Raw genomic sequence first — 23,284 nt, 5'->3', positions numbered from 1 at the left:
CGCCGGGCATACGGCCCGGCTGCTCAATCAACTTTCCTGTTCGGTTTCGTTTTCCTCGCCGTCGGCGGCGTCTTCCGCTTCGCCGCGGCGCTTCCTGGCTTCCTTGCGCGCCCGGTTGTCCTTCGACAGGGCATCGCGGATGAGATCGTCGGTCAGCACCAGCCGGGCTTCGGCGATCGCGTCAAACGGCACGCGCACCGTCGGCTCCTCGCCATAGGCCGCCTTGTCGCGCTCGACAAGGATGCCGTCGGCATCCGCCTCGGCGATCTTGCCCTTGAAGCGCTTGCGGTCGCTGACAAGAACCGATGTCTCCAGCTTGACCAGATGGCCGGTCCAGGTGGTGAAATCCGACTTGCGCACCAGCGGCCGGTCGATGCCGGGCGACGATACTTCGAGATGATACGCCTTTTCGATCGGATCATCGACATCGAGCGCCGGCGACACCGCGCGGCTGACCTCTTCGCAATCCTCGACGGTCATGGTGCCGTCTTCGCGTTCGGCCATGATCTGCAACGTCAGCCCGTTCTGACCGGTCAGCTGCACGCGCACGAGACGGAAGCCGATGGCCTTGAGCACCGGCTGCACGATCAGCGCAATGCGCGCATCGATGCCGCTTTCGCGGATGATACGGTCGTCGGCCTCGCTTGCCGCTGCAGTCATCAGATCCCTGTCGCTTTTTTGCGTTTCCGGCCGGCAGGTAATAAAAAAGAGCGGGACCGGGTGGACCCACTCTTCGTCATACCGACCAAGAATTTGACGCTGATATAGACGATTGCCGCCGGCGTTTCAAGCCTTCAGGCAAAGGCTCGCGGCGGTGTCTACAACTGGCGCGGCCATCTCTGGGCCGCATGCATCACGGTGAGTATCTCGATCTCGCCGCCGACAACGCGGTAGGGAATTATGTATGGGATGTCAGCCAGGACCAGCTCTCGTGTCCCTTTCACCCGCCCGACGCGCCCCATGGCGGGTTGCTCGGCGAGATTGTCCGCAGAGGAAACGATACGGGCAATGACCCGTTCCGCGGCGGCTGGATTGTCCTTTTCGACGAATGCGCCAATCTGGTCGAGACGGCGCACGGCGCGTTGGGTCCAGCGGATCCGCTTCATCGTTCAGAAGCCGGCTTGACGTATTTCGCTATGACGCCTGCCAGATCCTTCTCACTCGCAAATTCTCCTCGATCGGCTTCGTCAAGGCCAGCCTCGATCTCGGCAAGTTGCCATTCTTCCCTCGCGACATAGTCTTCGATCGCTTGAGCCGCGACGTAGGAACGAGAGCGATCCACCTTTTCGGCCAGTTGGTCGAGCTTGGCCACAGTCTCATCAGGAAGCCGCACGGTGAAGGCGCTCATTATCCTGTCTCCATTCTGGTTCACTATGAATGTGCTAGAACCAAATTGGTTCGTCAAGAACCCGCTTGGGCTGCGTTGCGCGCCGCGCATGGCGGCCATGCAGCCCTTTGGCTAATCGACGTGTCGTCACCATTTATGCTGCAATGCAAAAAAGAGACGCGCGCGGTGGCGCGCGAAGCTGATCATATGGACCGTGGATTGTTTTTCGTCATAGGCGATTTCTTCAACACATTCGGCAGCGCGGCAGCCGCGGCGCGGGCGCTCGAGGCTGGCCGCAAGCTGCGCCGCAGCGACCTGAAGAAGCCTGGCATCGATCCGGCCGCTTTCGACAGGATCGGCCGCTTCTAGCCTCACAATGGAAGCCCGACCGTCACCACTTCGCCAAGGTGCCCTACCTTATCTCTGGGCCTCCGCCAGCGAGGCGGCGATTGCCGCGATCGAGCGAAATAAGATGAGCGGATCGTCCCTCGTCGGGAGAAACCCCCGGCGCTGCCAGAACTGCGCCGCTTCGGCGTCAAAAGCATTGACCATCAACGCGCGCCCTCCGATCAGTTCCGCCGCCTGAGCGCAGCGCTGAAGGGCATGCTTTACCAGGCCTGTGCCGATGCCGCGCCCGGCCCAACCGGTATCGGTCGCAAGTTGGCCGAGGAGCAGGCACGGCACCGGGTCGGGCGGTTGCCCCGTGCGGATCGACCGGGGCAGGATCGACGGCACGACGGCCGTCGGCGCCAAACCATAGTATCCAACCACCCGGCCGGCTTCCTGGACAACGAGAACGGCCGTAAAGCCCTTCTCCTGATTGGAAAGTGCGCGGGTTTTCAGCCAGTGATCGAGCGCAGGCTTCCCACAGGAAAATCCGGACACGTCGTGAAGTGCCGTAAGCGGTTCGGGAGCCGATAAGGCCACCGGTCAGCGCTTCGTCGTGTAACCAGCTTCCCAGGGGGCGGGCCGCTTTGCCAGTTCCACCATGTCGGGAACGGGAGCGGCCGGAGCCGACAGGACCTCCATGAACTCCGCGAACCCTTCCGGGCTCATGCGGACAAGACGGTTGTCCATCAGCACATCCTCGGCCGCGCGCACGGCGGCGTCGCGCACGAAATCGGTGCGGGACCGGCCGCGCAGGGTTGCGGCACGATCGATCATCGCAACGTCCGCTTCCGGCAGGCGCATCGAGATCGGGTATTCCTTGCGTTCGACCGGGGCGGCCATAACTGTCTCCTTGCCGGCAATCTAGCGGTCTGTAGCGCTATATGCAATACAGAGGACCGCCCGATTACTTCCGGATAAAGGTCAGATAGGCAGGCCGCCGTCCCTCGCGGATGGCCTTGGCCTCGTAGCGCGTGCCGGGCCAGCCGTCATAGGGCCGGTGCCAGCCAGCGGCGTCTTCGGCCTGCCATGCGAAAGCGCCGTGATCGCGGCAGGCGAGCAGCGTCCAGTTCACATAGCTGTCGATGTCGGAGGCGAAGCGGAACCTGCCGCCCGCTTTCAGCACCCGGGCGAAGCGGGCGAGATTGGCGGCGCCGACGAAGCGCCGCTTCCAGTGCTTCTTCTTCGGCCATGGATCGGGATAGAGCAGATCGATGCCGTCGAGCGAGGCTGACGGCAGCCAGTCCAGCAGGCGCGTGGCGTCGTCGTCATAGACTCTCAGATTGGCGAGCGGCGTCTTGCCAAGCGCCGTCATCATCTTGGCCATGCCGTTGACGAAGGGCTCGACGCCAATGAAGCCGGTTGCCGGCGCTTCCGCCGCGCGATGCAGGAGATGCTCGCCGCCGCCGAAGCCGATTTCCAGCTGGAGCGTCGAAATCTGTGCCTTGAACAAGGTCCTGAGATCGGCCGGCGCCTGCGCCGTCAGGTCGAGCCGGTATTCGCGCAGACCGCTTTCGAGGGCGATCGCCTGCTGCGGGCGTATAGTCTTGCCGTGCCGGCGACCGAAGAATCCTTCGGTCGCCCGGCTCGGCCTGTCCTTTGCGTCCGCTGGCGTCAGGCGGCGACGGCGTCCTTGAGCGCCTTGGCGAGATCGGTCTTCTCCCAGGAGAAGGAACCGTCGCGACCGGCCTTGCGGCCGAAATGGCCGTAGGACGAGGTCTTTGCATAGATCGGCTTGTTGAGGTCGAGATGACGGCGGATGCCCGACGGCGACAGGTCCATCACCTTGCGCAGCGCATCCTCGAGCTTCGATTCGTCCACCTTGCCGGTGCCATGCAGGTCGACATAGACCGACAGCGGCTGAGCGACGCCGATGGCGTAGGAGAGCTGGATGGTGCAGCGGTCGGCAAGCTTGGCCGCCACCACGTTCTTGGCAAGGTAGCGAGCCGCATAGGCGGCCGAACGGTCGACCTTGGTGGTGTCCTTGCCCGAGAACGCGCCGCCGCCATGGGGTGCCGCGCCGCCATAGGTGTCGACGATGATCTTGCGGCCGGTGAGGCCGGCGTCGCCGTCAGGCCCACCGATGACGAATTTGCCGGTCGGGTTGATGTACCAGTTGCAGTCCTCGGCGATCTTCAACTCGCCAAGCGCCTCGCGGATATAGGGCTCGACCACCTTGCGGACCTTCTTGGAGTCCCAGCTCGCATCGAGATGCTGGGTGGAGAGCACGATCTGCGTGACTTCCGCCGCCTTGCCGTCGGCATAGCGCACGGTGACCTGGCTCTTGGCGTCCGGGCCGAGCTTGCCGGCCTCGCCATTGCCTTCGTGGCGCGCCGCCGCCAGCAATTCGAGAATCTTGTGGCTGTAATAGATCGGCGCCGGCATCAGGTCGGGCGTCTCGCGGCAGGCGTAGCCGAACATGATGCCTTGGTCGCCCGCGCCTTCCTCGCCCTGGCGGTCGGCGGCGTTGTCGACGCCCTGGCCGATGTCGGGAGACTGACCATGCAGCAGCACGTCGATCTTGGCGGTCTTCCAGTGGAAGCCGGACTGCTCGTAGCCGATCTCGCGGATCGCCTTGCGGGCAACCGATTTGAACTTGGCCGGGTTGACCACGGGGTGGCCGGATGCGTCCTTGAGGACGTTGCCGGCCTTGTCCTTCTTCAAGAGCGTGTCCGGGACGCGGACCTCGCCGGCGATGACGACGCGGTTGGTGGTGGCCAGCGTTTCGCAGGCAACGCGCACCTTCCACGGATCCATGCCCGTCTTCTTGGCTTCGCGATAGACCAGATCGACGATCTCGTCGGAGATACGGTCACAGACTTTGTCGGGATGACCCTCGGAGACGGATTCCGAGGTAAAGAGATAATTCTGCCGCGTCACGGGTGTCCCCTCTTGAAAAAAGATCGGCAGGGCTGCCGATTTTGGCGCGCCACGTGTTAGCGGTGCCGGGCGCCGCTCGTCAAGCGGCGCGACGGATCTGGCATGAATGTAGGCAAGGTCGGCTATGCCACCGGCGGCATGACACCGCCGACGGCATAAGGCAAATCAATCGGCGTCCTCGGCGGAGAGCGCCTTGACCAGATCGATGATCCGGCGGCGCACCTTGACGTCGCCGATCTTGACGAAAGCCCGGTTGAGCTGAAGCCCTTCGGGACTGCCGCAGAATTCGATGGCGAACGCCATCGAGGAGTCTTCGGCAAATCCTCGATTGCCGCCAGCGGGCTCCTCGCCCGGGGCATCCTCGAAGAAGAAGGCGACCGGAACGCTCAGGATGGAGGCGATCGCCTGCAAACGGCTGGCGCCAACCCTGTTCGTGCCCTTCTCGTACTTCTGGATCTGCTGAAAGGTGATGCCGAGATTTTCACCCAGCTTTTCCTGGCTCATTCCAAGCATATTGCGACGCAGCCGAATGCGACTCCCGACATGGATGTCGATCGGATTCGGCTTCTTCTTGTTCTCTTCTGTCATTTTTTCCTCGCCGAATTTTTCCGGCTTTTTCTATTTTGTTCCGCCCATATGAAGCCGGAGCCACCTGCCCCAACAGAACCCTCCAACCGACTTCGAGAAAATTTTAGGCGTTACAGTATGAGTTTCTAATGTGCCGACTGTCAATTCACCCGTAGCCGCTGCCTTACATTCAGTGTGAAGGCAATCAGCGCAAACAGCAACATGATCAGCAATCCGTTAATGCGCCGCTGTTCGGCGGACAGGAGAGCGCGCCCAGAAACCGGCACATGCGCGTCGATGGCGCCGCGCGCGTCGACGGCAAGCGCATCGACAATGCGCCCGCGCGAATCGACGACGGCGGAGATGCCATTGTTGGCCGCGCGCAGCAGCGGCAATCCATTCTCCACCGCACGGACCTGCGCCTGCCTGAAGTGCTGATACGGGCCTGGCGTGTCGCCAAACCAGGCGTCGTTGGTGACGTTCACAATTACGTCAGATGACGCAGAGTCGGCGGCGACGAGATCGGGAAAGATCACCTCGTAGCAGATGAACGGAGCGGCACGCAGGCCGCCCGGCACGGCGATCGGATGGCGCTCGTTGCCGGCGGCGAAATTCATCGGTCCGGCGACGAGCTGGCCTATGCCGAAGCGTTCGAACAGGTCGGCGAAGGGCAGATATTCGCCGAAAGGCACCAGATGCACCTTGTCGACGGCATCGACAATCTCGCCCTTGTCGTTGATCGCCACCACGGAATTGTAATAGCGGCTGCCGGCGCTCGCCGATCCGCCCTCCTCGCGCACGACACCGGCAATCAGCATCTGGCCGTCGGCCAGCAAGTCGCCCAGCGCCGTCAGCGCGTCCGGGCGCTCGGTGAAGAGGAACGGCACCGATGTCTCCGGCCACAGGATGAGCTGAGGCTTGGCGTGACCCGATATCCCCAGCAACGTTGCGAAGATGCGGTCGCGCACCGAGGCGTCCCACTTTTCGCTGAGGTCGACCGCGGGCTGGACGATGCGGACGTCGAGGGAGCGTGTCGCCGGCTCGGCCGGCATGGCGAGCCTGAAATAGCCGAAGCCGACATGGGCGGCGACGAGGATGACGAACAGGGCAACGCCCAGCCTCAGATGCCGGCGCGCCACGACCAGCGCGGGCAGCGAAAACAAGAAGACCGCGAGCGCGTTCATGCCGATCATTCCGGTCACCGACACGCTCTGCATCAGGAGCGGCACGGGCATCGCGGCATAGCCGACGGCGTTCCAGGGAAAGCCGGTGAAGAGGAAGTCGCGCAGCCATTCGGCAAGGCCGAACCCGAAGGCAAGGGCGGCGATGCGGCCGATATCGCTGCTCCAGAACAGCCGCGCCACCACGGTGGCAAAACCGTAGAAGAAGGCCAGCGCGAAGGGGATGCCGACGACGGCGAAGGGCAAGGCCCAGGCGAAGTTGTCGGCCTCGACCAGCAAGGCCTGGCCGATCCACCAGAGACCGGCGAGAAAGTAGCCGAAGCCGAACCACCAGCCGGTTGCGAAAGCCGGCCTCAGACGCCGGAACCAGCCATCGGAAGCCTCACCGGTGGCGCCGTCGAGCAGCCAGACCAGGACCGGGAACGAAACGAAGCAGACGGCGAAGAAATCGTAAGGTGCCTGGGCAAGCACCGCCAGCGCTCCGGCGGCAAACGCCACCAGCGCCCGCCGCCACCCCCAAAGCAGAATTATCCGGCCGGCAAAGCGCTGCATCCAGCTTCCCAAGTCGCGCGAATCAGGGAGCTAGAGGTTTAACAGGCCGCGCCGCCCGATCCAAACGCGGATAAGCGCAGCCTGATACAAAGTCGCGCTATCTATGCCAGCCCTCGATGCGCAGGCCGCTCAGTCGCTCGGCTTCGTCCTTCAGGACAACGCGCATTGTCTGGGTGAACGTCCAGACATGGCCTTCGGGGTCACGGGCGCGATATTGGCGCTCGCCGTAGAAATGGTCGGCGGGCTCCTCGACGATATCCGCGCCCGCCGCGCGCGCCTTCTCGCAATGCGCGTCGATATCCTGCCGCAGACGCACATAGACGGCCTGCGTGTTCTTGCCGCCGACGGAGGCCGGGCTGGCGATATGCTCATCCCATTCTGAATCGACGATGATGTAGCCGTCGCCAAAACGCATTTCGGCATGCACGAGCCGGCCGTCGGCATCGCTCACCAACATGCTCGGCTCGAAGCCGAAGGCCGCCTGCAGCCAGCTCAATGCCGCGCGCGGATCCTTATAGAAAACACCCGAACCCAGAACCGCGTGCTTGAACGGATCGTCGATCACCATGCGGCCTCAAGTCTTTGTCTCTGCGTAATTCCGGACGGAAGGGTTACGGCGAAGGCGCCGAGCCTAACCGCCAGGCACTTTTCCTGGAATTGCTCCGGGATATCAGGCCTGTTCGGTGCGCGCGGCGCGGCGGCGACGCTCGCCCTTCTGGCTCTGCACGATGCGTACGCGCTTGACGCGGCGCGGGTCGGCGTCGAGCACATGGAATTCGAAGCCGGGGATAGCCTGCACGACTTCGCCCCTGGCCGGGACACGTCCCAGCGTGTTGAAGATCATGCCGCCGATCGTGTCGACATATTCGCCATGCTCGCCGGCGGCGAAATCCTCGCCGATCATCTTGGCGACCTCGTCGATCTCGGCCTTGCCGTCGACGACGAAGACGCCGTCGCCGGTCTGGGTGATCATCGGCTCATCGTCGTCATGCTCGTCCTCGATGTCGCCGACCACCATCTCGACGATGTCCTCCAGCGAGGCGAGGCCGTCGGTGCCGCCATATTCGTCGATGACCAGCGCCATCTGCGTGCGCGTCGTCTGCATGCGGCCCATCAGGTCGGAGGCCAGCATCGAGGGCGGCACGAACAGCACCTCGCGGATAAGATTGAGATCGCCGATGGTGCGCGCGAGATCGACCTGGGCGAAGTCGAGCGCCGTCGTCACCGGCGCCTTCGCCCTGGTGCGGCCCTTCTTGACGCGGGCGAGCTTGGTGATGTGGGCGAGCACGTCGCGGATGTGGACCATGCCGCGCGGATCGTCCAGCGTCTCGGAATAGACCGGCATGCGCGAATGGCCGGATTGCTCGAAAAGGCCGAGCAGGTCGCCAAGCGTGGTGTTGATCTCGACCGCCTCGATATCGGCGCGCGGCACCATGACATCCTCGACCCGCACTTCGCGAAGGCGAAGGATGTTGTTGAGCATGGCGCGTTCGCCGGGCGAGAAAGATTCGGCATCGGTTGCCGTTTCGGCCAGCGCGCCCGCGATTTCCTCACGCAGGCTGGTGCCGTTGCGGTGCCGGAACAGGCCGAGCACGCGGTCGACAAGGGAAGGACCGGCATGCGGCTCAGCGGCCGCGCTGCCGGTGGGAATACTCGGACTGGAGCCCTCTTCCGTCTTTTCGGAAGGCTTGGCAGCACTGCCGGCGTCCGGACGGGCGGCAGTTTCTGGTGTGTCGTTCATCGCCATCGGGTCAATTGAGCTTTTTTGTTACGCGTAGGGATCGGGAATGGCAAGCCTCGCAAGCGCCGCGCGCTCGATCGCTTCCATCTCCTCCGCCTCGGCGTCGGTCTCGTGATCATGGCCCAGAAGATGCAACAGGCCATGGATAACGAGATGGGTGATATGGTCTTCAATCGGCTTGTCTTCCAGAGCGGCCTCACGCGCCACCGTCTCGGAAGCCAGCACGATGTCGCCCAGCATCGGCGGCAGCGGACCGCCTTTCGGAAAGGAAAAAGCCGGGAAAGACAAGACGTTGGTGGGCTTGTCCTTGCCGCGCCATTCGGCATTGAGCGTTTGGATATGGGCATCGTCGGAAAAGACGATGCTGAGCTCGGAGGCGCCGTCCACGCCGGTCTCGGCAAAGGCGGCCGCAACGGCGCGCTCGACCAGGTGCGTCAACTCGGCTTCCGCGGGCCAGGCGCCGGCCTCGACGAAAATATCGATATCGACCGGGATACCGGCAGAGGATTTGGTGTCTTCAGCCATGCGGCCTTTGATCAGCTTTCGGCGCCGAGGCCTCGCGCCAGCTTGCCGTCACGGTCATAGGCCTTGACGATCTCGGCGACCAGCGGATGGCGCACCACGTCGCCCTCGTTGAAGCGGACGGTAACGATGCCGGGGACACCGTCGAGGACACGCAGCGCCTCGACAAGTCCCGACTTGGTGTTGGGCGGAAGGTCGATCTGGGTCGGATCGCCGGTCACGATCATGCGCGAGTTCTCGCCGAGACGGGTCAGGAACATCTTCATCTGCATAGGCGTGGTGTTCTGCGCCTCGTCCAGGATGACCGCCGCGTGCGCCAGCGTGCGGCCGCGCATGAAGGCCAGCGGCGCGATCTCGATCACCTCGGCGGCGATCGCCCGCTCGACTTTGTCCGCCGGCATCATGTCGTAGAGCGCGTCGTAGAGGGGTCGCAGATACGGATCGACCTTCTCCTTCATGTCGCCGGGCAGGAAACCCAGCCGCTCGCCGGCCTCGACGGCCGGGCGCGAAAGGATGATGCGCTCGACCATGCCGCGCTCCAAGAGCATCGCGGCATGCGCGACCGCCAGATAGGTCTTGCCGGTGCCGGCAGGCCCGATGCCGAAGACCATTTCGGAGCGCTCCAGCGCCCGCATATAGGCGTCCTGGTTGAGCGAGCGGGCATAAATCGTCTTCTTACGCGTCGCGATCTGGGCAGCCGATACCTTGCCTTTGCGCTCCATCGTCGGCAGCGTCAGCTGATCGTCGGCGGCAATCGCCATGCGCACGGCGCCGTCGACGTCCGACTGGCCGATGTCGACGCCCTTCTGCAGGATGCCATAGAGCGTATCCAGAGCGCGGCGCGCCTGCTCGGCTGCGGCCGCCGAGCCCTTGATCGTAAGCTGATTGCCGCGCGAGCGGATGTCGACGCCGAGCTTCTGCTCAAGCCGGGCCAAATTCTCATCGAACTGACCGTAAAGGGCGCTGGCTAGCTTGTTGTTGTCGAAGGTCAGTACGATGTGCGCCATGTCGGAAGCCCCGGACGCCTGGTTCTGGGGCAGATTCTTCAGTTCAGCAGCGCTCAACCGTCTCTCCTCATCTGCCGAGGTTTGTGGCTATGCATGTCGTTATCCCAAAACCGCGGGCACTTTTGGGCGACATGCATCAGACCAGTTCGGCGAACAGGCTATTGTAGCCGGTCCTTGTGATTCGTACGTCGATAATGTCACCGATTCCGCCGGCCTTGTCGTCAACAATAACGGGCTGCAGCCAGGGCGAACGGCCAACTTTCTGGCCGGCCTGCCGGCCAGGCTTCTCGATCAGCGTGCCGATGGTCCTGCCGACCAGACTCAAGCCGAAATCCTGCTGCTGCTTCAAGAGCAGCGCCTGTAGCCGCTGCAGCCGCTCATCCTTCACCGCTTCCGAGACATGGCCATCCATTTCGGCGCCCGGTGTGCCGGGGCGAGGCGAATATTTGAACGAGAAAGCCAAAGCATAGTTCACTTCGCGCACCAATTTCAGCGTCGCTTCGAAATCCTCATCCGTCTCGCCGGGGAAGCCGACGATGAAGTCGCCGGACATGGCGATGTCGGTTCGGGCGGAACGGATGCGCTCGATGAGCGCCAGATAGTCGCGCGCCGTATGGCGGCGGTTCATCGCCTTGAGGATACGATCCGAGCCGGACTGCACCGGCAGATGCAGATAGGGCATCAAGGCGGGCAGGTCGCGATGCGCGGCGATCAACTCGTCGTCCATGTCGCGCGGGTGGCTTGTGGTGTAGCGCAGCCGCGCCAGGCCAGGGATTTGCGCCAGTCGGAACAGCAGGCGCCCGAGGCCCCATTCCTCGCCATTTTCGCCGACGCCGTGCCAGGCGTTGACGTTCTGGCCAAGCAGCGTCACCTCGCGCACGCCGGCCTCGGCCAGGCGCTCGGCCTCGGCGACGATCTGCGTCACCGGGCGCGAGACCTCGGAGCCGCGGGTGTAAGGCACCACGCAGAAGGTGCAAAACTTGTCGCAACCTTCCTGCACCGTGAGGAAGGCGGTGACGCCGCGCCTGGCAAGCTCGGCGCGCTTCGGCGGCGGCAGATGGTCGAACTTGTCCTCGATGGCGTATTCGGTCTCGACGATCTTTTCGCCGCCACGGACCCGCGCCAGCACGTCGGGCAGCCGGTGATAGGTCTGCGGACCGATGACCAGATCGACCGCCGGAGCGCGGCGGATGATCTCGGCGCCTTCGGCCTGCGCCACGCAGCCGGCGACGCCAATCAGGAGCTCGCGGCCGGCTTCGGCGCGTTCGGCCTTCATGTCGCGGATGCGGCCAAGCTCGGAATAGACCTTTTCCGCCGCCTTTTCGCGGATATGGCAGGTGTTGAGCAGCACCAGATCGGCGTCTTCGACGGCGTCGGTGGCGACATAGCCGTCGGCGGCCAGCGCATCGGTCATGCGCTGGGAATCGTAGACGTTCATCTGGCAGCCATAGGTCTTGACGAAGACCTTTTTCACCGTCTGGTCGGTGCTGGCCGAATGCTCGGCGGGCGAGCCGGCGCCATGGCTTTCAATCGTGTTCAATTCCATCGGGCGGCTTCTAGCGCCTTTCCATGACAAAAAACAGACGATTCTGCCTGTAGCGCGTCGCGCCGCCCTGTCCCAAACCCGCTACAGGCCTTTGGGCGGCATACCGATCAGCGGCTCTTGGCCGGGTCGGCGAGGATAGCTTGCATCATCTCGAGCACCTTGGCTTCCATCAGCCTCGCCGTTTCCTTGCGGTTCGAGCCCTTGGAGAACGGCACCGGCTCGCCGAAATGCACTTCGGCATCGATGGCGCCTTCGGCAAGCAGGGTTTTCAGATGCGGCATCAGATCCTGGTCGCCGATCCAGGCGGTAATCGGCCGATGACGGCGGCCCATCGGCATGCCGTGCAGGCGCGTATAGGCGATCGCCACGGGCTGGATGAAGACCTGTTCCGCCGCACCTTCCGAAATCGCCATGGAGGCCGCGCCGAACAGCGTGCTCTTGAACGGCAGCACGAGGTTGCCGTCGCCGGTCGAGCCTTCGGCGAACAGCACCATGGCGTCGCCCTTTGCCATCCTCTTGGCGATCTCGCTTGCCTGGTCGCCGGAGGTGCGCTTGCGCTCGCGCTCGATGAAGACGGTGCGCTGCAGCTTGGACAGCATGCCGATCAGCGGCCAGCCTTCCATGTCTGCCCTGGCGATGAATTTCACATCGACGAAGGAGCCGAGCACCATGATGTCGGTCCAAGAAATGTGATTGGCCGCCACCAGCAGCGGCCGCTCCCTGGCCAACGCGCCTTTCACATGCACCCGCATGCCGAGCGCCCTCAGGATCATGCGGTGCCAGATCTTCAGGATGAAGGTTTCGGGCCACAACCCCGTCTTCATCGACAGCATCTGCAGCGGCACCAGCACCAGTGAACAGACGACGACATAGAAGAGCGCCAGGAAAATCCGTAATTTCTTGATCATTCGCTCCCGCCCTATCGCGCGGATTGGCTAGCGAAGATCGCGGCGCATGACAAGCGCGCCGGTCGGACCGTGCTCGGTCGAGCGATAATAGTTGGGACGATGACCCACCTGGCGGAAGCCGAGCCTGCGATAGAGCCCGATCGCCGGCGCGTTGGTCTCGTCGACCTCGAGGAAGAGCGCCTCGGCGCGCTGCGCGTGAAGCTCGCGCAGTACCGCGTCCATCAATTGCCAGCCAAGGCCCTGGCGGCGATGCGTGCGGGCGACGGCCACGGTCAGGATTTCGCCTTCGCCGGCCGCGAGCCGCGCCAGCACGAAGCCGACCGGCGGCTTGGAGCCTTGGCCGGTCTCACGCGCGGCGTAGCCGAAGACCGTGTCCTGTTCGAGGAGCGCGGCGAACTCGCCATCGGTCCAGGGCCGCACGAAATCCTCGCGATGCAGCACCGAAACGGCGGCGCTGTCGGCGACCGTCAGCGGCTCCAAGGCATAGTCCCTGCGGCGCGGCTGAAAGAACGGTATGCGCATCAGGGCTCGTTTCCCTTGTCCTGCCTTGGCAAAATGAAACCCGCCTGCGGCTTGGCGTCGGCGCCGCGCAGATAAAGCGGTTTCGGCTTTTCACCCGGCTCCCTGGCAGAGCCCAGCCTGGCATAGGTCGCGATGTCGGCTGTCGCGGCGACCGGACCGGTGTCGAAGGCGCGACCCGCTGCGTTGGCAATCTGCGGCGCGGCGGTCCCGACCAGGACCGCGTCGGCGCCGGTCGCCACGGACACTGCATCGGCAAGTGTGACCACCGAAGGTCCGTAAGTTTCAACTAACGCTTTATCGTAGAGCGCAGCGTGGATTTCCTCGCGGCCGGCATCGAACGCGGCAAGCACCGAGAGCCCGGGAAAGATTTTGGCACCCTCCGCCGCCAGGGCTTCCAGCGTCGTCACGCCGATCGCCGGGATTTTCAGCGCAAGCGCCAGGCCGCGCGCGGTCGAGACGCCGACGCGCAGGCCGGTGAAGGAGCCGGGCCCGATCGAGACGGCAACGGCGTTTAGGTCCGGGTAGCCGATCCCGCCGGCTTTCAGGGCCGCCTCGATGACGGCCATCAGATGCTCCGCATGCCCCTTGCCGAGGTCGCGCACCTCACGGCCAAGCTCCTTCCCCGCGCCCGCGTCATAGACGCAGGCGGCACAGAGATTGGCGGCACAGTCGATGGCAAGCACCTTCATGCGGGCAGCTTCATATCGCCGGTTAAAGAACTGGATCGAAACACAATTCCCTCTGCCCGGCATGGGCCGCCGCCGCAAGAGCCAGGGCGGAGAAATGTTAAGCGGCTTTGCTTCTACGCGCGGCGATCACGCCGTCGCGACAATGCGCAGCATGTGGTTGTCCCAGACATAGTCCGGCTCGGAACGGGTCGCGCCGGCGCCACCGACGATCTCGCCGGCGCCGGTCGTCGCCATGAAGCCGGCGCCGTCGGGCGCAAGGCCGCAGACCTCGACCAGCGACCTGGTCGCGACCAGGCGTCCGCTGGCGGCGTCGAGGACGGCCAGCGAATTACCCTCCGGCGAAGTGACCGCGACCGTGCCCGTCGCCGCATTGGCGGCGACGGAGCCGATATAGTTGCGGAAGCCGGAGAGCACGTCCTGCGGCATCTCCAAAAGCTCGAGCTCCTTGCCGCGCGCGGCGCGGCCGACCAGCGCCGGGCTGTCGGTCGCCGGCCCGCGATACTGGCAGCCGAACCAGACGGTGCTCGCCTGGTCGCGATCCATGTGGCGGATCGAAAGCTGATGCAGCGCCGGCGGCAATTCATGCTTTTCGATCAGGTCCCCGGTGACGCGGTCGACCAGCGTATAGGAGGGCTTCATCGTCGCGATGTTGAGCTCGGCGCGGCCATAGTCGGGATGGGTTTCGATGCCGCCATTGGCAATGGCCAAGGTGCGGCCATCACCAAGCAGGAGCAACTCGTGCGGCCCCATGCCGTAAGTCGGGAACTCGCCGATGCGATTGAACTTCGCCCGCGCGTCATAGACGCCGACGACGCCGGCGGCATTGTCGAAGTCGTTCTCCGTCGCATAGAGCAGGGCGCCGTCGGGCGAGAACACGCCATGGCCGAAGAAATGCCGGCCGGCGATGCTGGCGATGGTCAATGGCTTGTCGCGGCCGGCATTGTCGAAGACGACGGCGAACGTGCCTGGCTGGCGGGCGAAGACGACCGAGCGTTTCGACACCGGATCGAAGGTGACGTCATGGCCGCGATCGGGCAGATCGACCGTGTACAGGATTTTTCCCGCCTCGGAGAGCACGGCGGCGCCGAAGCTGCCGTCACGCTTGACGAAGGCCGTGGCAAAGAGGGCGTCCGCGGCAAGCGTATCGGCCCAGGCGCGCGGCGCCATGGCGGCGGCAAAGCCCGCGCCCGCGGCCCGCAGGAAATCGCGGCGATCGATGAGCCGTGTACCTGTCCACGCCATCGATCAGTCTCCGTCCAGCGACGAGAAGCCCGCGGTCAGGCCGAACTCGGCGGTCATCCTGGTGCCGATCAAGGTCGACAGGCTCGAGGTGATCAGCGCGAAATGCTCGAGCTTGTCGCGCAGCGCCGGATCGGCGAGAGCCTTGTCGATCGGACCGGCGATGGATTTCGCCGTCGCCGCGCCGTTGGTGAGCTGAATGTGGATGGACTCGGCCATCCATTGCGCATCGGCGGGCAGTGCGTCGCCGAACTTGGAGGCCTGGAACAGCTGGTCGATGCCTGACAGGTTTCCAGCCAGCGAAACCATCGTGTTCTGCGAGCGCCAGTAGATCGCCTGCTTCGGCTTGTCGGTATCGGGCTTGGCGCCGAGGAAGCCCTTGAGCCGCACGTCGCGGATCACTTCCAGCTCGTTGATGAAGACGCCGACCAGTTCCGTCACCGCTTCGTTGCCGTCGCGGTAGAGCGGATTCTTCGGCCCCGGAGTGGCCCAGAGCGAGGCAAAGCCGTCGGGCCTTTGCCAGGCGTCGCGCACCTCGCCGGCGATCGTTTCGATGTTGCCGGCGACCGCGGCGCCATAGGCGCAGCGATAGGGATCGTCCTTCCTGGCGAGCGTGTCGGCGCCGTCGCCGTAGAGCACATATTCGAGCGCGCCGAGACCCTGCATGGCGACGCTCTTTTGCGCCAGTTGGGCCGGATCGATGGCTGACGGGTCCTTGGATGCGAGCGTGGCCTGCACCTGTCGCAGGCCGATGCTCTTGCGGTCCGGCCAATAGAGCATGCGCTCCAGCCGGTTGTTCTCCTTGATCGGCCCGAAGGCGATGATCTCGGCCACCGACCAGGCCTCCACAATGCCTGAAAACGCCGAGCGCGCCGCTTCGAGATTCTTTTCAGACGGCGCCTCGCAAAGCTGGCGCATCGCCTTGGTCAGGCCCGCCGCATGATCGTCTAGGCTGGCATAGGCGGGGCGGACGAAACCGTCGATCGCGCGGCCGATGACATCGGAAGCCTTGACCGCGGCCGATGCGGGCAGGGAGATGACCAAAAGAAGCGGAAGGGCAAGCGCGGCAGCCAGGCGTTTCGACATCAAAGCGACGCGTTTTAACATCAAAAGGACTCCAGGAATTTGATCAGCGCGTCACGATCGGCCGCGGCGGCCCCGGCAAAGCGGTCGCGCGCCTTCCGCCCTTCGCCGCCATGCCACAGGATCGCCTCGGCAAGCGTGCGGGCGCGGCCGTCATGCAGATAAAAAACATTGCCGTTGACCGTCGCGGTGAGCCCAATACCCCAGAGCGGCGGGGTGCGCCACTCGCTACCGCTCGCTTCCCCCACCCGCTGGCCGTCAGCAAGGCCCTCGCCCATGTCGTGCAGAAGGAAGTCGGAATAAGGCCAGATCAGCTGGAAGGCCTGCGCCTTGTTGGGCGTGCCGCGCATTGTGACGAATTTCGGCGTGTGGCAGGAAATGCAGCCCATCTCGTAGAACTGCTTCTTGCCGGCGAGCACTTGCGGTGTGGCGATGTCGCGCCGCGCCGGCACGGCCAGATTCTGCGAATAGAAGGTGACGAGGTCCATGACCGGCAGCGGCGCCTCCACCGCCCCCAGGCGTTGCTGCACGCCGTTCGGCATGGCAAGGCAATCCGTCTGCGCCTCGGTGCAATCGCCCCAATGCTTCGGCATTTCCGGCGTGGAGATGCCGATATCGCCGGCAAAGGCATCGGCCGCCTGCTGGCGGATCGAGGCGGTCTGCGCCTTCCAGCCGAAGCGGCCCAAGGTCACCGCGCCGCTCAACGCGTCGCGCACGATGTTCGGCCGGCCAGAAATACCGTCCCCATCGCGGTCGTCCGGATCGGTATGGGCGAGGATATCGGCCGGCGCAATCTGCTCGATCAGGCCGAGCCCGATCATCGGCGGCGTCAGGCGCGGCGACAGCGTGGTGCGCGTACCGAGCGGCCCGTAGCCGAGATTGTCGACGAAATAGCGCGGCTTGCGCAGCGAAACGACAGTGCCGTCGCCGAGCGTCACTTTTTCCTCGGAGTATTCAACGCGCATGCGGCCCTCGCCCTTGAGGCCCGGGACCGCAAGATCCTGCAGTTGCGTGCCATAGACCGGATCGGGAAAGTTCAGCACCTTGTGATCGGCAAGCGCGGCTTTTTCCTCGGCGCTGGCGGCGTCGCGGGCGAGCCGCAGGAACATCGATGTCGATCCGGCATCGCCTTGCGGAGGACGGCCGCGACCGTCCTTCAGATGACAGTTCTGGCAGGCGCGCTCGTTGAACAGCGGACCGAGCCCGTCTGAAGCTTGGGTCGAGGACGGCGACGACACCCAGTTCTTGCGGAAAAGCGCGTTGCCGAGCTTGAAGGTGCCCTCCTCCTCGAAAGTGATGTTGGCGGAGGACTGCGAGAAGGCGTCGCGATCGACGTCCTTGCGCGACGTGCCGGCGCCGCCCTGCATCAATTCGAACGCCTCGGGCTTGGTAAAATCGGTCGTTGGCCTGGTGACCGCCAGAACCCGCGCCTGATCCTTCGGCGTCAGGTCGGTGCGGCTCGTCGGCAGAGCGGCTGGCTCACCGGCCATGGCGGGAGCGGAAAGCATGATCGCCAGCAGAAGCGAAGCCCCGCAACCGGTCCGGTATCGCGGAGACTTCCGAAGCGACAGGCCGTCGATTGCAGCCCGCCGCGCGCGGCGCGAAAAACGAACTACGGGGCGCCGCATTCCCGCATGTCCTTACTCCGCCTCGTTGGCCGGGTCGGCGTTGAGCAGGCCGTACTTTTCCTCGCCGATCGAGGCAAGCAGGTCGAGCTGCGTCTCCAGGAAGTCGATATGTCCTTCCTCGTCGGTCAAAAGGTCCTCGAACAGCTTCATCGAGACGAAATCGCCTTCCTCATGGCAGATCTCGCGCGAGCGCTTGTAGGCGGTGCGCGCGTCATATTCGCCGGCGAGATCGGATTCGAGCACTTCCTTGACGTTCTGGCCGATGCGCAACGGCGCGACGGATTGCAGGTTGGGATGGCCTTCGAGGAAGATGATGCGCGCGATCAGCCGGTCGGCGTGATGCATCTCCTCGATCGATTCCGCCCGCTCCTTCTTTGCCAGCTTGGTGTAGCCCCAATCCTCGAGCAGACGATAATGCACCCAGTACTGGTTGACGGCTCCAAGCTCCAGAAACAGAGCTTCGTTAAGCCGCTCGATGACCTGCGGTTCGCCTTTCATGGGTTCTGCTCCCGTATTGGCCGCGCAAGTCTCGCACGCGATCCAGGTGTGAAACGATGTCCACGCCGCCCACCTCTGAGCGGGCGTGGTAGTTCTCGGTGACCCGAATGATCGTTTCCACCACATTCGGGAAACAGCCGCAACAGCGACCGCGCTTGCGCATCGCATGATAGACCTTCGCGGGCACGATCAGCTGCCAGGGATCCTCATCCAGCAGGCCGACGATCGTCTGCTCGATCTCCTTCTCGGTGATGATGTTGCAATGGCAGATCAGCATCTGTTTGCTCTGGCTGACGGCGCCGGTCCGGCGCCGCTTGGCTGGTGGGTACGTTTAGTCCTACTTGAACACCTTGTCGGGAGCGTCGAGGCTGTCGGAGCCCTCGAAGGCGATCTGGCTCAGCTTGAGCGAGCCGACGGCGCGCTCGATCGACTTGGTCTGGTCGATCAGGGCGTCGATCGCCGCCTGCACGGTGGCGTTGCCTTCGGTGTTGCCCTCGGCGATCTGCTGGTCGTAGGCCTCGCCGGCCAGGGCGCGTGCCTTGATGGCCTCCATCCTGGCGACGGTGGTGTCGAGCTTCCCCGACAGTTCCTTGTCGATCGCCGGATCGGCGGCCTTCACCATGTCGGACACCGACGGACCCGAAACCACGGAGCCGTCGAGCCGCTTGTAGCTGGCACGGTAGGCGTCGCGGATGCCGACGGCATCATAGAGATGCGAGTTATAGGTGTTGTCGGAGAAGCAGTCCTGCTCCTCTTCCGGATCGTGCAGCAAAAGGCCGAGCTTCATGCGCTCGCCGGCCAGTTCGCCGTAGGAAAGCGAGCCCATGCCGGTGAAGACAATCGAGATGGCGGTGTTCGGCTCGCCGTCGACAAGGTTCCTGCGCGCCGCGCCTTCTTCCTTCCAGTCGTTGACCATCTTCTGCAGATCGGCGACAAGAAGGTCGGTTGCCGATTTCAGATACTGCGCGCGGCGGTCGCAATTGCCGCCGGTGCAGTTCTTGAGGTCGTAGTCGGTATAGGGGCGTTCGCCGGCGCCCGGGCCGGTGCCGTGCAGATCCTGCCCCCAGAGCAGGAACTCGATCGCATGATAGCCGGTCGCGACATTGGCTTCGATGCCGCCAGCTTGCTGCAGCGTGCCCGAAAGGAATTCCGGCGTCAGGTTCGAGGCGTCGACCTTCTTACCGTTGATCTCGATTTCCTTGTTGGCGATCACATTGGCCGTATAAAGCGAGTTCGTGTCCGATTCCGTGCCGTAGCTCTTGGCGACATAGTCGATCAGGCCTTCATCCAGCGGCCATGAGTTCACCTCGCCTTCCCAGTCGTCGACGACCTTGTTGCCAAAGCGGTAGACTTCGGTCTGCTGGTAAGGAATGCGCGCCGCCTTCCAGGCTTCGCGCGCGGCGTTCAAGGCGTCGGCGGAGGGGCTGGCGATGAGTGCGTCGACCGCCTTGTCCAGCGCCTGCGCGGTGGTCAGCGAATCCTCGTATTTGGCAAGCCCGATATCGGCATAGGTCTTGATCACGGCCTTGGCGTCGGTCTCGGCTTTCGCCGGCAACACGAAAACCGCCGCCGTCAGTGCAGCCGTGGCGCAGACCGCAGCCAGCCTGCCGCCGTTGCGTGCCGTCATTATCCTTCTCCAGTTCTTTGGAAATTCAACAAAAGGCGCCCACCCGCGCCGAGGCATAAGCATGCCGGGAAAAATGGTGGCCGCGTCGAAGCGCGGTTCGCGATGAAAAGACACCCACTTGCCTCCAATCGAAAGGGTTCAAGGCCCAGACATCAAAGGGATGCGCTTTGCGCGCAGCTCTCCATAAAGCGATGGAGAGGCCGGGAGTCAACTGGCGCGGCAGAAAAAATTCAATCGAAACAATAGTTTAGAATTATTCTAAACTAGGATTATCAACTTTAAGACAATCGCCCGACCGGAGACAGGATTGACAGGCAGCCGTTCTGGGTGCGACCCGGACGCCTACTCTTGCGGCGGCGGCAGACAATCGCCACTTGGCGCAAGAGCCTAGATTTGCTGAGTAAAAGGATTGCGATGACGAACGGGGTTGTGATTGTCGGTGCCGGCCATGCCGGCGTGCAGGCCGCAGCCAGCCTGCGCGAAGAGGGCTATGGAGGGCCTGTCGTCCTGATCGGCGACGAGCAGGAACTGCCCTATCACAAGCCGCCGCTCTCCAAGACCTTCATCAAGGACGCCGAGGCCAAGCCGCAGCCCCTGCGCGGCGAAGCCTTCTACACCGGCAACAACATCGACTACCGGCCGGGCGTACGCATCGAGAGCATCGATGCCCGCGCGGGCCAGTTGAATGTCGCGGGCGGTGGAACGCTCGGCTTCGACCGGCTGGTGCTTGCGACCGGCTCGCGGCCGCGCCTGCTCAAGCTCGACGGCGCCGGCCTTGCCGGCGTGGTCTCGCTGCGCTCGCTGGCCGACGCGCGGGCGATCCGCGAGTTCAGCGCGCAGACCGAAGACGTGGTCATTCTCGGCGGCGGCTTCATCGGGTTGGAGATCGCGGCGACGCTGAGAGCCGCCGGCCGCAACGTCACCGTCGTCGAAGCCGTCGACCGGCTGCTTGGCCGCGCCGTGGCGCCGGTCATCGCCGCGCATGTGCGCCAGCGCCTGGAAGCGATCGGCGTGCGCATCCTGACCGGTACCACCGTCGCCCGCTTGGAGGGCGAAGACGGCCGCGTCTCGGCCGCGATCACGTCCGGCGGCGAGCGCCTGCCGGCGCAAATGGTGATCATCGGCATCGGCGTGGTGCCCAATGTCGAGCTGGCGGAAGCCGCCGGCATCGCGATTGCCAACGGCATCCGCGTCGACCAGCAGATGCAGAGCTCGATCCCAGAAATCCTCGCCATCGGCGACGCCGCTTCCTACCGGCACTGGTTCACCGGCGGCGACGTGCGGCTGGAATCGGTGCAGAACGCCACCGACCAGGCACGGCTTGCCGCGCGCACCATCCTTGGCCATGCCGAGCCATTCTCTGCGGTGCCGTGGTTCTGGTCGGATATCGGCGACATGAAGCTGCAGATGGTGGGGCTCACGCAAGGCGGCGATAGCCACGTGGTGCTCGGCGATCTCGCCGACAACAAGTTCTCGATCTACCACTATGCCGGCAGCCGGCTGCTCGGCATCGAATCCGTCAACCGGCCGGCCGATCACATGCTGGGACGCAAGATGCTCGGCGCCGGCTTCTCGCCGACGCCGCAGACTGTGGCAGGCGGGCCGGACGCGCTGAAGGCGGCGCTTGCGGCGTTTCAGGAAATGGAACCGGCCAAGGCCACCGCGTAGAGATTGCCAATTTCGGGCGAACGCCGCAAAGTGTTCGAATGAGCACAATAAATGTCTCGCTGCCTGACAGCTTGCAGCATTTCGTCGAGCAGCAAGTGGCGGAGCGCGGCTATGGCACGAGCAGCGAGTATGTGCGTGAACTGATCCGCCACGATCAGGATCGTCAACTTCTACGCTGTTTGCTGCTAGAAGGCGCGTCGTCCTCGCCGGGCAATCGCGTTGACGACAACTACTTCGTATCCCTGCGACGAAGAGCGCAGGGCCGATAAATCACTTTGGCGGATTCTGCACGCCAAGCGGATATTCCAGTCTGGCTACAGAATCCTAGCTCCTGACGGCACATCCAATCGCTTCGACGTAAGCCGTCAGGAGGAATGCAGGGTGCCCTTAAGCCGCCCGCGCGTCGCGGATCGAGGTTTCCAGGATATCCAGCGCCTCAGTCATGACGCCGTCCTGGATGGTGATCGGCGACAGGAAACGGATGACGTTGCCGTAGACGCCGCAGGTGAGCAGGATGAGGCCCTTGTCCAGCGCCTTCAGCCTGACCGTGTTGGCGAACTCCGCCGACGGCAGGCCCTTCTTCACATCGTTGAACTCGACGGCGTTCATGAAGCCCGGGCCGCGGATGTCGACGATCTCCGGCACTTCGTCGCGGATCGATTCCAGCCGCTGCTTCAGCCTGGCGCCCAGCGCGTTGGCGCGGTCGCAGAGCTTTTCCTCGTCGATGACGTCGAGCACGGCGTGGGCGGCGGCGACGCCGATCGGGCTGCCGCCATAGGTGCCGCCGAGCCCGCCCGGGCCGGGCGCGTCCATGATCTCGGCGCGGCCGGTGACGGCCGACAGCGGGAAGCCGCCGGCAAGGCTCTTGGCCATGGTGGTGAGATCGGGCGCCACGTCATGATGATCCATGGCAAACATCTTGCCGGTGCGGGCAAAGCCGGTCTGCACCTCGTCGGCGATGAGAAGGATGCCATGCTGGTCGCAGATCTTGCGCAGTGCTGCCATGAAATCGCGCGGCGCTTCATAGAAGCCGCCCTCGCCCTGCACCGGCTCGACGATGATGGCCGCGACGCGGCCCGGATCGACATCGGCCTTGAACAGCTTGTCGAGCGCGGCGAGAGAATCGGCGACCGAGACGCCGTGCAGCGCGATCGGGAACGGGGCGTGGAAGACATCGGCCGGCATGGCGCCGAAGCCGACCTTGTAAGGCACGACCTTGCCAGTCAGCGCCATGCCCATGAAGGTGCGGCCATGGAAGCCGCCGGAAAAGGCGATGACTGCCTGGCGGCCGGTGGCGTTGCGGGCGATTTTTATCGCGTTCTCGACCGCCTCGGCGCCAGTGGTGACGAAGATGGTCTTCTTCTCGAACTTGCCGGGCAGCAGGCCGTTCAGCCGCTCGGCGAGGTGCACGTAGCTCTCGTAAGGCACGACCTGGTGGCAGGTGTGGGTGAAGCGGTCGAGCTGCTCCTTGACGGCCTCTATCACCTTCGGATGGCGATGGCCGGTGTTCACCACGGCGATGCCCGACGAAAAGTCGATATAGCGGCGGCCCTCAACGTCCCAGATTTCCGAATTCTCGGCGCGATCGGCATAGATCTGCGTCGTCATGCCGACGCCGCGCGAGATCGACTGGTTCTTGCGTTCGGAAATGGCTGAATTCTTCATCTCGTCCCTCAATCGGGCCATCCCTATGTCGAGACTGGGCCGTTCTT

The 23,284-nt window shown here is 64.1% G+C and carries 27 protein-coding genes; 3 read left to right on the top strand and 24 right to left on the bottom strand.

Features of this window, described 5'->3' with window-relative positions; translation table 11 throughout:
• Nucleotides 1–27: 27 nt before the first annotated feature.
• The 3 genes from rimP to RFM52_RS19795 form a co-directional block, all read right to left on the bottom strand.
• Entirely contained in the window at nucleotides 28–660 is a 633-nt protein-coding gene (gene rimP / locus RFM52_RS19805; RefSeq protein WP_320297743.1) for a ribosome maturation factor RimP, read from the bottom strand.
• A 158-nt stretch (nucleotides 661–818) separates the two neighbouring features.
• Nucleotides 819–1,106 carry a type II toxin-antitoxin system RelE/ParE family toxin gene (locus tag RFM52_RS19800; RefSeq protein ID WP_320297744.1) on the bottom strand — a complete coding sequence of 96 codons (288 nt, stop codon included), beginning with the start codon at nucleotides 1,104–1,106 and terminating at the stop codon, nucleotides 819–821.
• On the bottom strand, nucleotides 1,103–1,351 hold the full coding sequence (locus RFM52_RS19795) for a CopG family ribbon-helix-helix protein (protein WP_224666574.1): 249 nt from the start codon (nucleotides 1,349–1,351) through the stop codon (nucleotides 1,103–1,105). The genes RFM52_RS19800 and RFM52_RS19795 overlap by 4 nt, the downstream gene beginning before the upstream one ends.
• Nucleotides 1,352–1,423: 72 nt before the next feature.
• Here RFM52_RS19795 and RFM52_RS19790 point away from each other — a divergent pair, with 72 nt between their 5' ends.
• Nucleotides 1,424–1,696: a hypothetical protein gene (locus RFM52_RS19790; RefSeq protein WP_320297811.1), complete on the top strand. Its 273-nt coding sequence runs from the start codon at nucleotides 1,424–1,426 to the stop codon at nucleotides 1,694–1,696.
• Nucleotides 1,697–1,744: 48 nt separating this feature from the next.
• On the opposite strand, the gene RFM52_RS19785 is transcribed toward RFM52_RS19790, so the two are convergent.
• From RFM52_RS19785 to RFM52_RS19690, 20 genes are all read right to left on the bottom strand, one after another.
• Entirely contained in the window at nucleotides 1,745–2,212 is a 468-nt protein-coding gene (locus tag RFM52_RS19785; protein ID WP_430699288.1) for a GNAT family N-acetyltransferase, read from the bottom strand.
• Nucleotides 2,213–2,257: 45 nt separating this feature from the next.
• Nucleotides 2,258–2,557, bottom strand: a complete 300-nt coding sequence (locus RFM52_RS19780) for a type II toxin-antitoxin system TacA family antitoxin (protein ID WP_320297746.1) — start codon at nucleotides 2,555–2,557, stop codon at nucleotides 2,258–2,260.
• 64 nt (nucleotides 2,558–2,621) lie between these two features.
• Entirely contained in the window at nucleotides 2,622–3,332 is a 711-nt protein-coding gene (trmB, locus tag RFM52_RS19775; RefSeq protein WP_320297808.1) for a tRNA (guanine(46)-N(7))-methyltransferase TrmB, read from the bottom strand.
• A complete protein-coding gene (metK, locus tag RFM52_RS19770) occupies nucleotides 3,329–4,594 on the bottom strand; it encodes a methionine adenosyltransferase (RefSeq protein ID WP_320297747.1) in 1,266 nt (421 codons plus the stop codon). Before metK ends, trmB begins: the two co-directional genes overlap by 4 nt.
• A 165-nt stretch (nucleotides 4,595–4,759) precedes the next feature.
• Nucleotides 4,760–5,182, bottom strand: a complete 423-nt coding sequence (locus RFM52_RS19765; protein WP_320297748.1) for a helix-turn-helix domain-containing protein — start codon at nucleotides 5,180–5,182, stop codon at nucleotides 4,760–4,762.
• 140 nt (nucleotides 5,183–5,322) lie between these two features.
• Nucleotides 5,323–6,894, bottom strand: coding sequence for an apolipoprotein N-acyltransferase (gene lnt, locus RFM52_RS19760; RefSeq protein WP_320297749.1), 1,572 nt, complete (start codon nucleotides 6,892–6,894; stop codon nucleotides 5,323–5,325).
• Between the two features lie 97 nt (nucleotides 6,895–6,991).
• Nucleotides 6,992–7,462 (bottom strand): VOC family protein, encoded by a 471-nt coding sequence (locus RFM52_RS19755; RefSeq protein WP_320297750.1) that lies wholly within the window; start codon nucleotides 7,460–7,462, stop codon nucleotides 6,992–6,994.
• Between the two features lie 102 nt (nucleotides 7,463–7,564).
• Complete coding sequence (locus RFM52_RS19750) at nucleotides 7,565–8,635, bottom strand: hemolysin family protein (RefSeq protein ID WP_320297751.1); 1,071 nt, start codon at nucleotides 8,633–8,635, stop codon at nucleotides 7,565–7,567.
• Between the two features lie 27 nt (nucleotides 8,636–8,662).
• Nucleotides 8,663–9,160: an rRNA maturation RNase YbeY gene (gene ybeY / locus RFM52_RS19745; RefSeq protein ID WP_320297752.1), complete on the bottom strand. Its 498-nt coding sequence runs from the start codon at nucleotides 9,158–9,160 to the stop codon at nucleotides 8,663–8,665.
• An 11-nt stretch (nucleotides 9,161–9,171) separates the two neighbouring features.
• Nucleotides 9,172–10,164 (bottom strand): PhoH family protein, encoded by a 993-nt coding sequence (locus tag RFM52_RS19740; RefSeq protein WP_226892268.1) that lies wholly within the window; start codon nucleotides 10,162–10,164, stop codon nucleotides 9,172–9,174.
• Nucleotides 10,165–10,300: 136 nt separating this feature from the next.
• Nucleotides 10,301–11,710, bottom strand: a complete 1,410-nt coding sequence (miaB, locus tag RFM52_RS19735) for a tRNA (N6-isopentenyl adenosine(37)-C2)-methylthiotransferase MiaB (RefSeq protein ID WP_320297753.1) — start codon at nucleotides 11,708–11,710, stop codon at nucleotides 10,301–10,303.
• A 107-nt stretch (nucleotides 11,711–11,817) separates the two neighbouring features.
• Nucleotides 11,818–12,618 carry a lyso-ornithine lipid O-acyltransferase gene (olsA, locus tag RFM52_RS19730; protein ID WP_320297754.1) on the bottom strand — a complete coding sequence of 267 codons (801 nt, stop codon included), beginning with the start codon at nucleotides 12,616–12,618 and terminating at the stop codon, nucleotides 11,818–11,820.
• Between the two features lie 27 nt (nucleotides 12,619–12,645).
• Entirely contained in the window at nucleotides 12,646–13,140 is a 495-nt protein-coding gene (locus tag RFM52_RS19725; RefSeq protein WP_140854118.1) for a GNAT family N-acetyltransferase, read from the bottom strand.
• Entirely contained in the window at nucleotides 13,140–13,829 is a 690-nt protein-coding gene (tsaB, locus tag RFM52_RS19720) for a tRNA (adenosine(37)-N6)-threonylcarbamoyltransferase complex dimerization subunit type 1 TsaB (protein WP_320297755.1), read from the bottom strand. The genes RFM52_RS19725 and tsaB overlap by 1 nt, the downstream gene beginning before the upstream one ends.
• A gap of 126 nt (nucleotides 13,830–13,955) precedes the next feature.
• Entirely contained in the window at nucleotides 13,956–15,071 is a 1,116-nt protein-coding gene (locus RFM52_RS19715) for a DUF1513 domain-containing protein (protein WP_320297756.1), read from the bottom strand.
• Between the two features lie 3 nt (nucleotides 15,072–15,074).
• The gene (locus tag RFM52_RS19710; RefSeq protein ID WP_320297809.1) at nucleotides 15,075–16,154 is read right to left on the bottom strand and encodes an imelysin family protein; all 1,080 of its coding nucleotides are present in this window, start codon (nucleotides 16,152–16,154) and stop codon (nucleotides 15,075–15,077) included.
• Between the two features lie 20 nt (nucleotides 16,155–16,174).
• Nucleotides 16,175–17,779, bottom strand: coding sequence for a di-heme oxidoreductase family protein (locus tag RFM52_RS19705; RefSeq protein ID WP_320297757.1), 1,605 nt, complete (start codon nucleotides 17,777–17,779; stop codon nucleotides 16,175–16,177).
• 12 nt (nucleotides 17,780–17,791) lie between these two features.
• Nucleotides 17,792–18,277, bottom strand: a complete 486-nt coding sequence (gene bfr / locus RFM52_RS19700; RefSeq protein ID WP_320297758.1) for a bacterioferritin — start codon at nucleotides 18,275–18,277, stop codon at nucleotides 17,792–17,794.
• The gene (locus RFM52_RS19695; protein WP_320297759.1) at nucleotides 18,243–18,554 is read right to left on the bottom strand and encodes a (2Fe-2S)-binding protein; all 312 of its coding nucleotides are present in this window, start codon (nucleotides 18,552–18,554) and stop codon (nucleotides 18,243–18,245) included. Before RFM52_RS19695 ends, bfr begins: the two co-directional genes overlap by 35 nt.
• A gap of 60 nt (nucleotides 18,555–18,614) precedes the next feature.
• Nucleotides 18,615–19,904 carry an imelysin family protein gene (locus RFM52_RS19690; RefSeq protein ID WP_320297760.1) on the bottom strand — a complete coding sequence of 430 codons (1,290 nt, stop codon included), beginning with the start codon at nucleotides 19,902–19,904 and terminating at the stop codon, nucleotides 18,615–18,617.
• 414 nt (nucleotides 19,905–20,318) lie between these two features.
• Between RFM52_RS19690 and RFM52_RS19685 the strand changes: the two genes are divergently transcribed.
• Both RFM52_RS19685 and RFM52_RS19680 read left to right on the top strand, forming a co-directional pair.
• The gene (locus RFM52_RS19685) at nucleotides 20,319–21,572 is read left to right on the top strand and encodes an NAD(P)/FAD-dependent oxidoreductase (protein WP_320297761.1); all 1,254 of its coding nucleotides are present in this window, start codon (nucleotides 20,319–20,321) and stop codon (nucleotides 21,570–21,572) included.
• Nucleotides 21,573–21,610: 38 nt separating this feature from the next.
• Nucleotides 21,611–21,841 carry a ribbon-helix-helix domain-containing protein gene (locus tag RFM52_RS19680; protein ID WP_320297762.1) on the top strand — a complete coding sequence of 77 codons (231 nt, stop codon included), beginning with the start codon at nucleotides 21,611–21,613 and terminating at the stop codon, nucleotides 21,839–21,841.
• A 118-nt stretch (nucleotides 21,842–21,959) separates the two neighbouring features.
• Here the strand turns inward: RFM52_RS19680 and RFM52_RS19675 are convergent, their stop codons facing one another.
• A complete protein-coding gene (locus RFM52_RS19675) occupies nucleotides 21,960–23,237 on the bottom strand; it encodes a 4-aminobutyrate--2-oxoglutarate transaminase (RefSeq protein ID WP_320297763.1) in 1,278 nt (425 codons plus the stop codon).
• Between the last annotated feature and the right edge of the window lie 47 nt (nucleotides 23,238–23,284).

The sequence above is a fragment of the Mesorhizobium humile genome (genome assembly GCF_033977215.1).
In the GTDB taxonomy this organism is placed as follows: Bacteria; Pseudomonadota; Alphaproteobacteria; order Rhizobiales; family Rhizobiaceae; genus Mesorhizobium; species Mesorhizobium humile.
The sequence above is the reverse complement of the archived record's forward strand: the minus strand, read 5'-3'. Positions and strand labels throughout refer to the sequence as shown.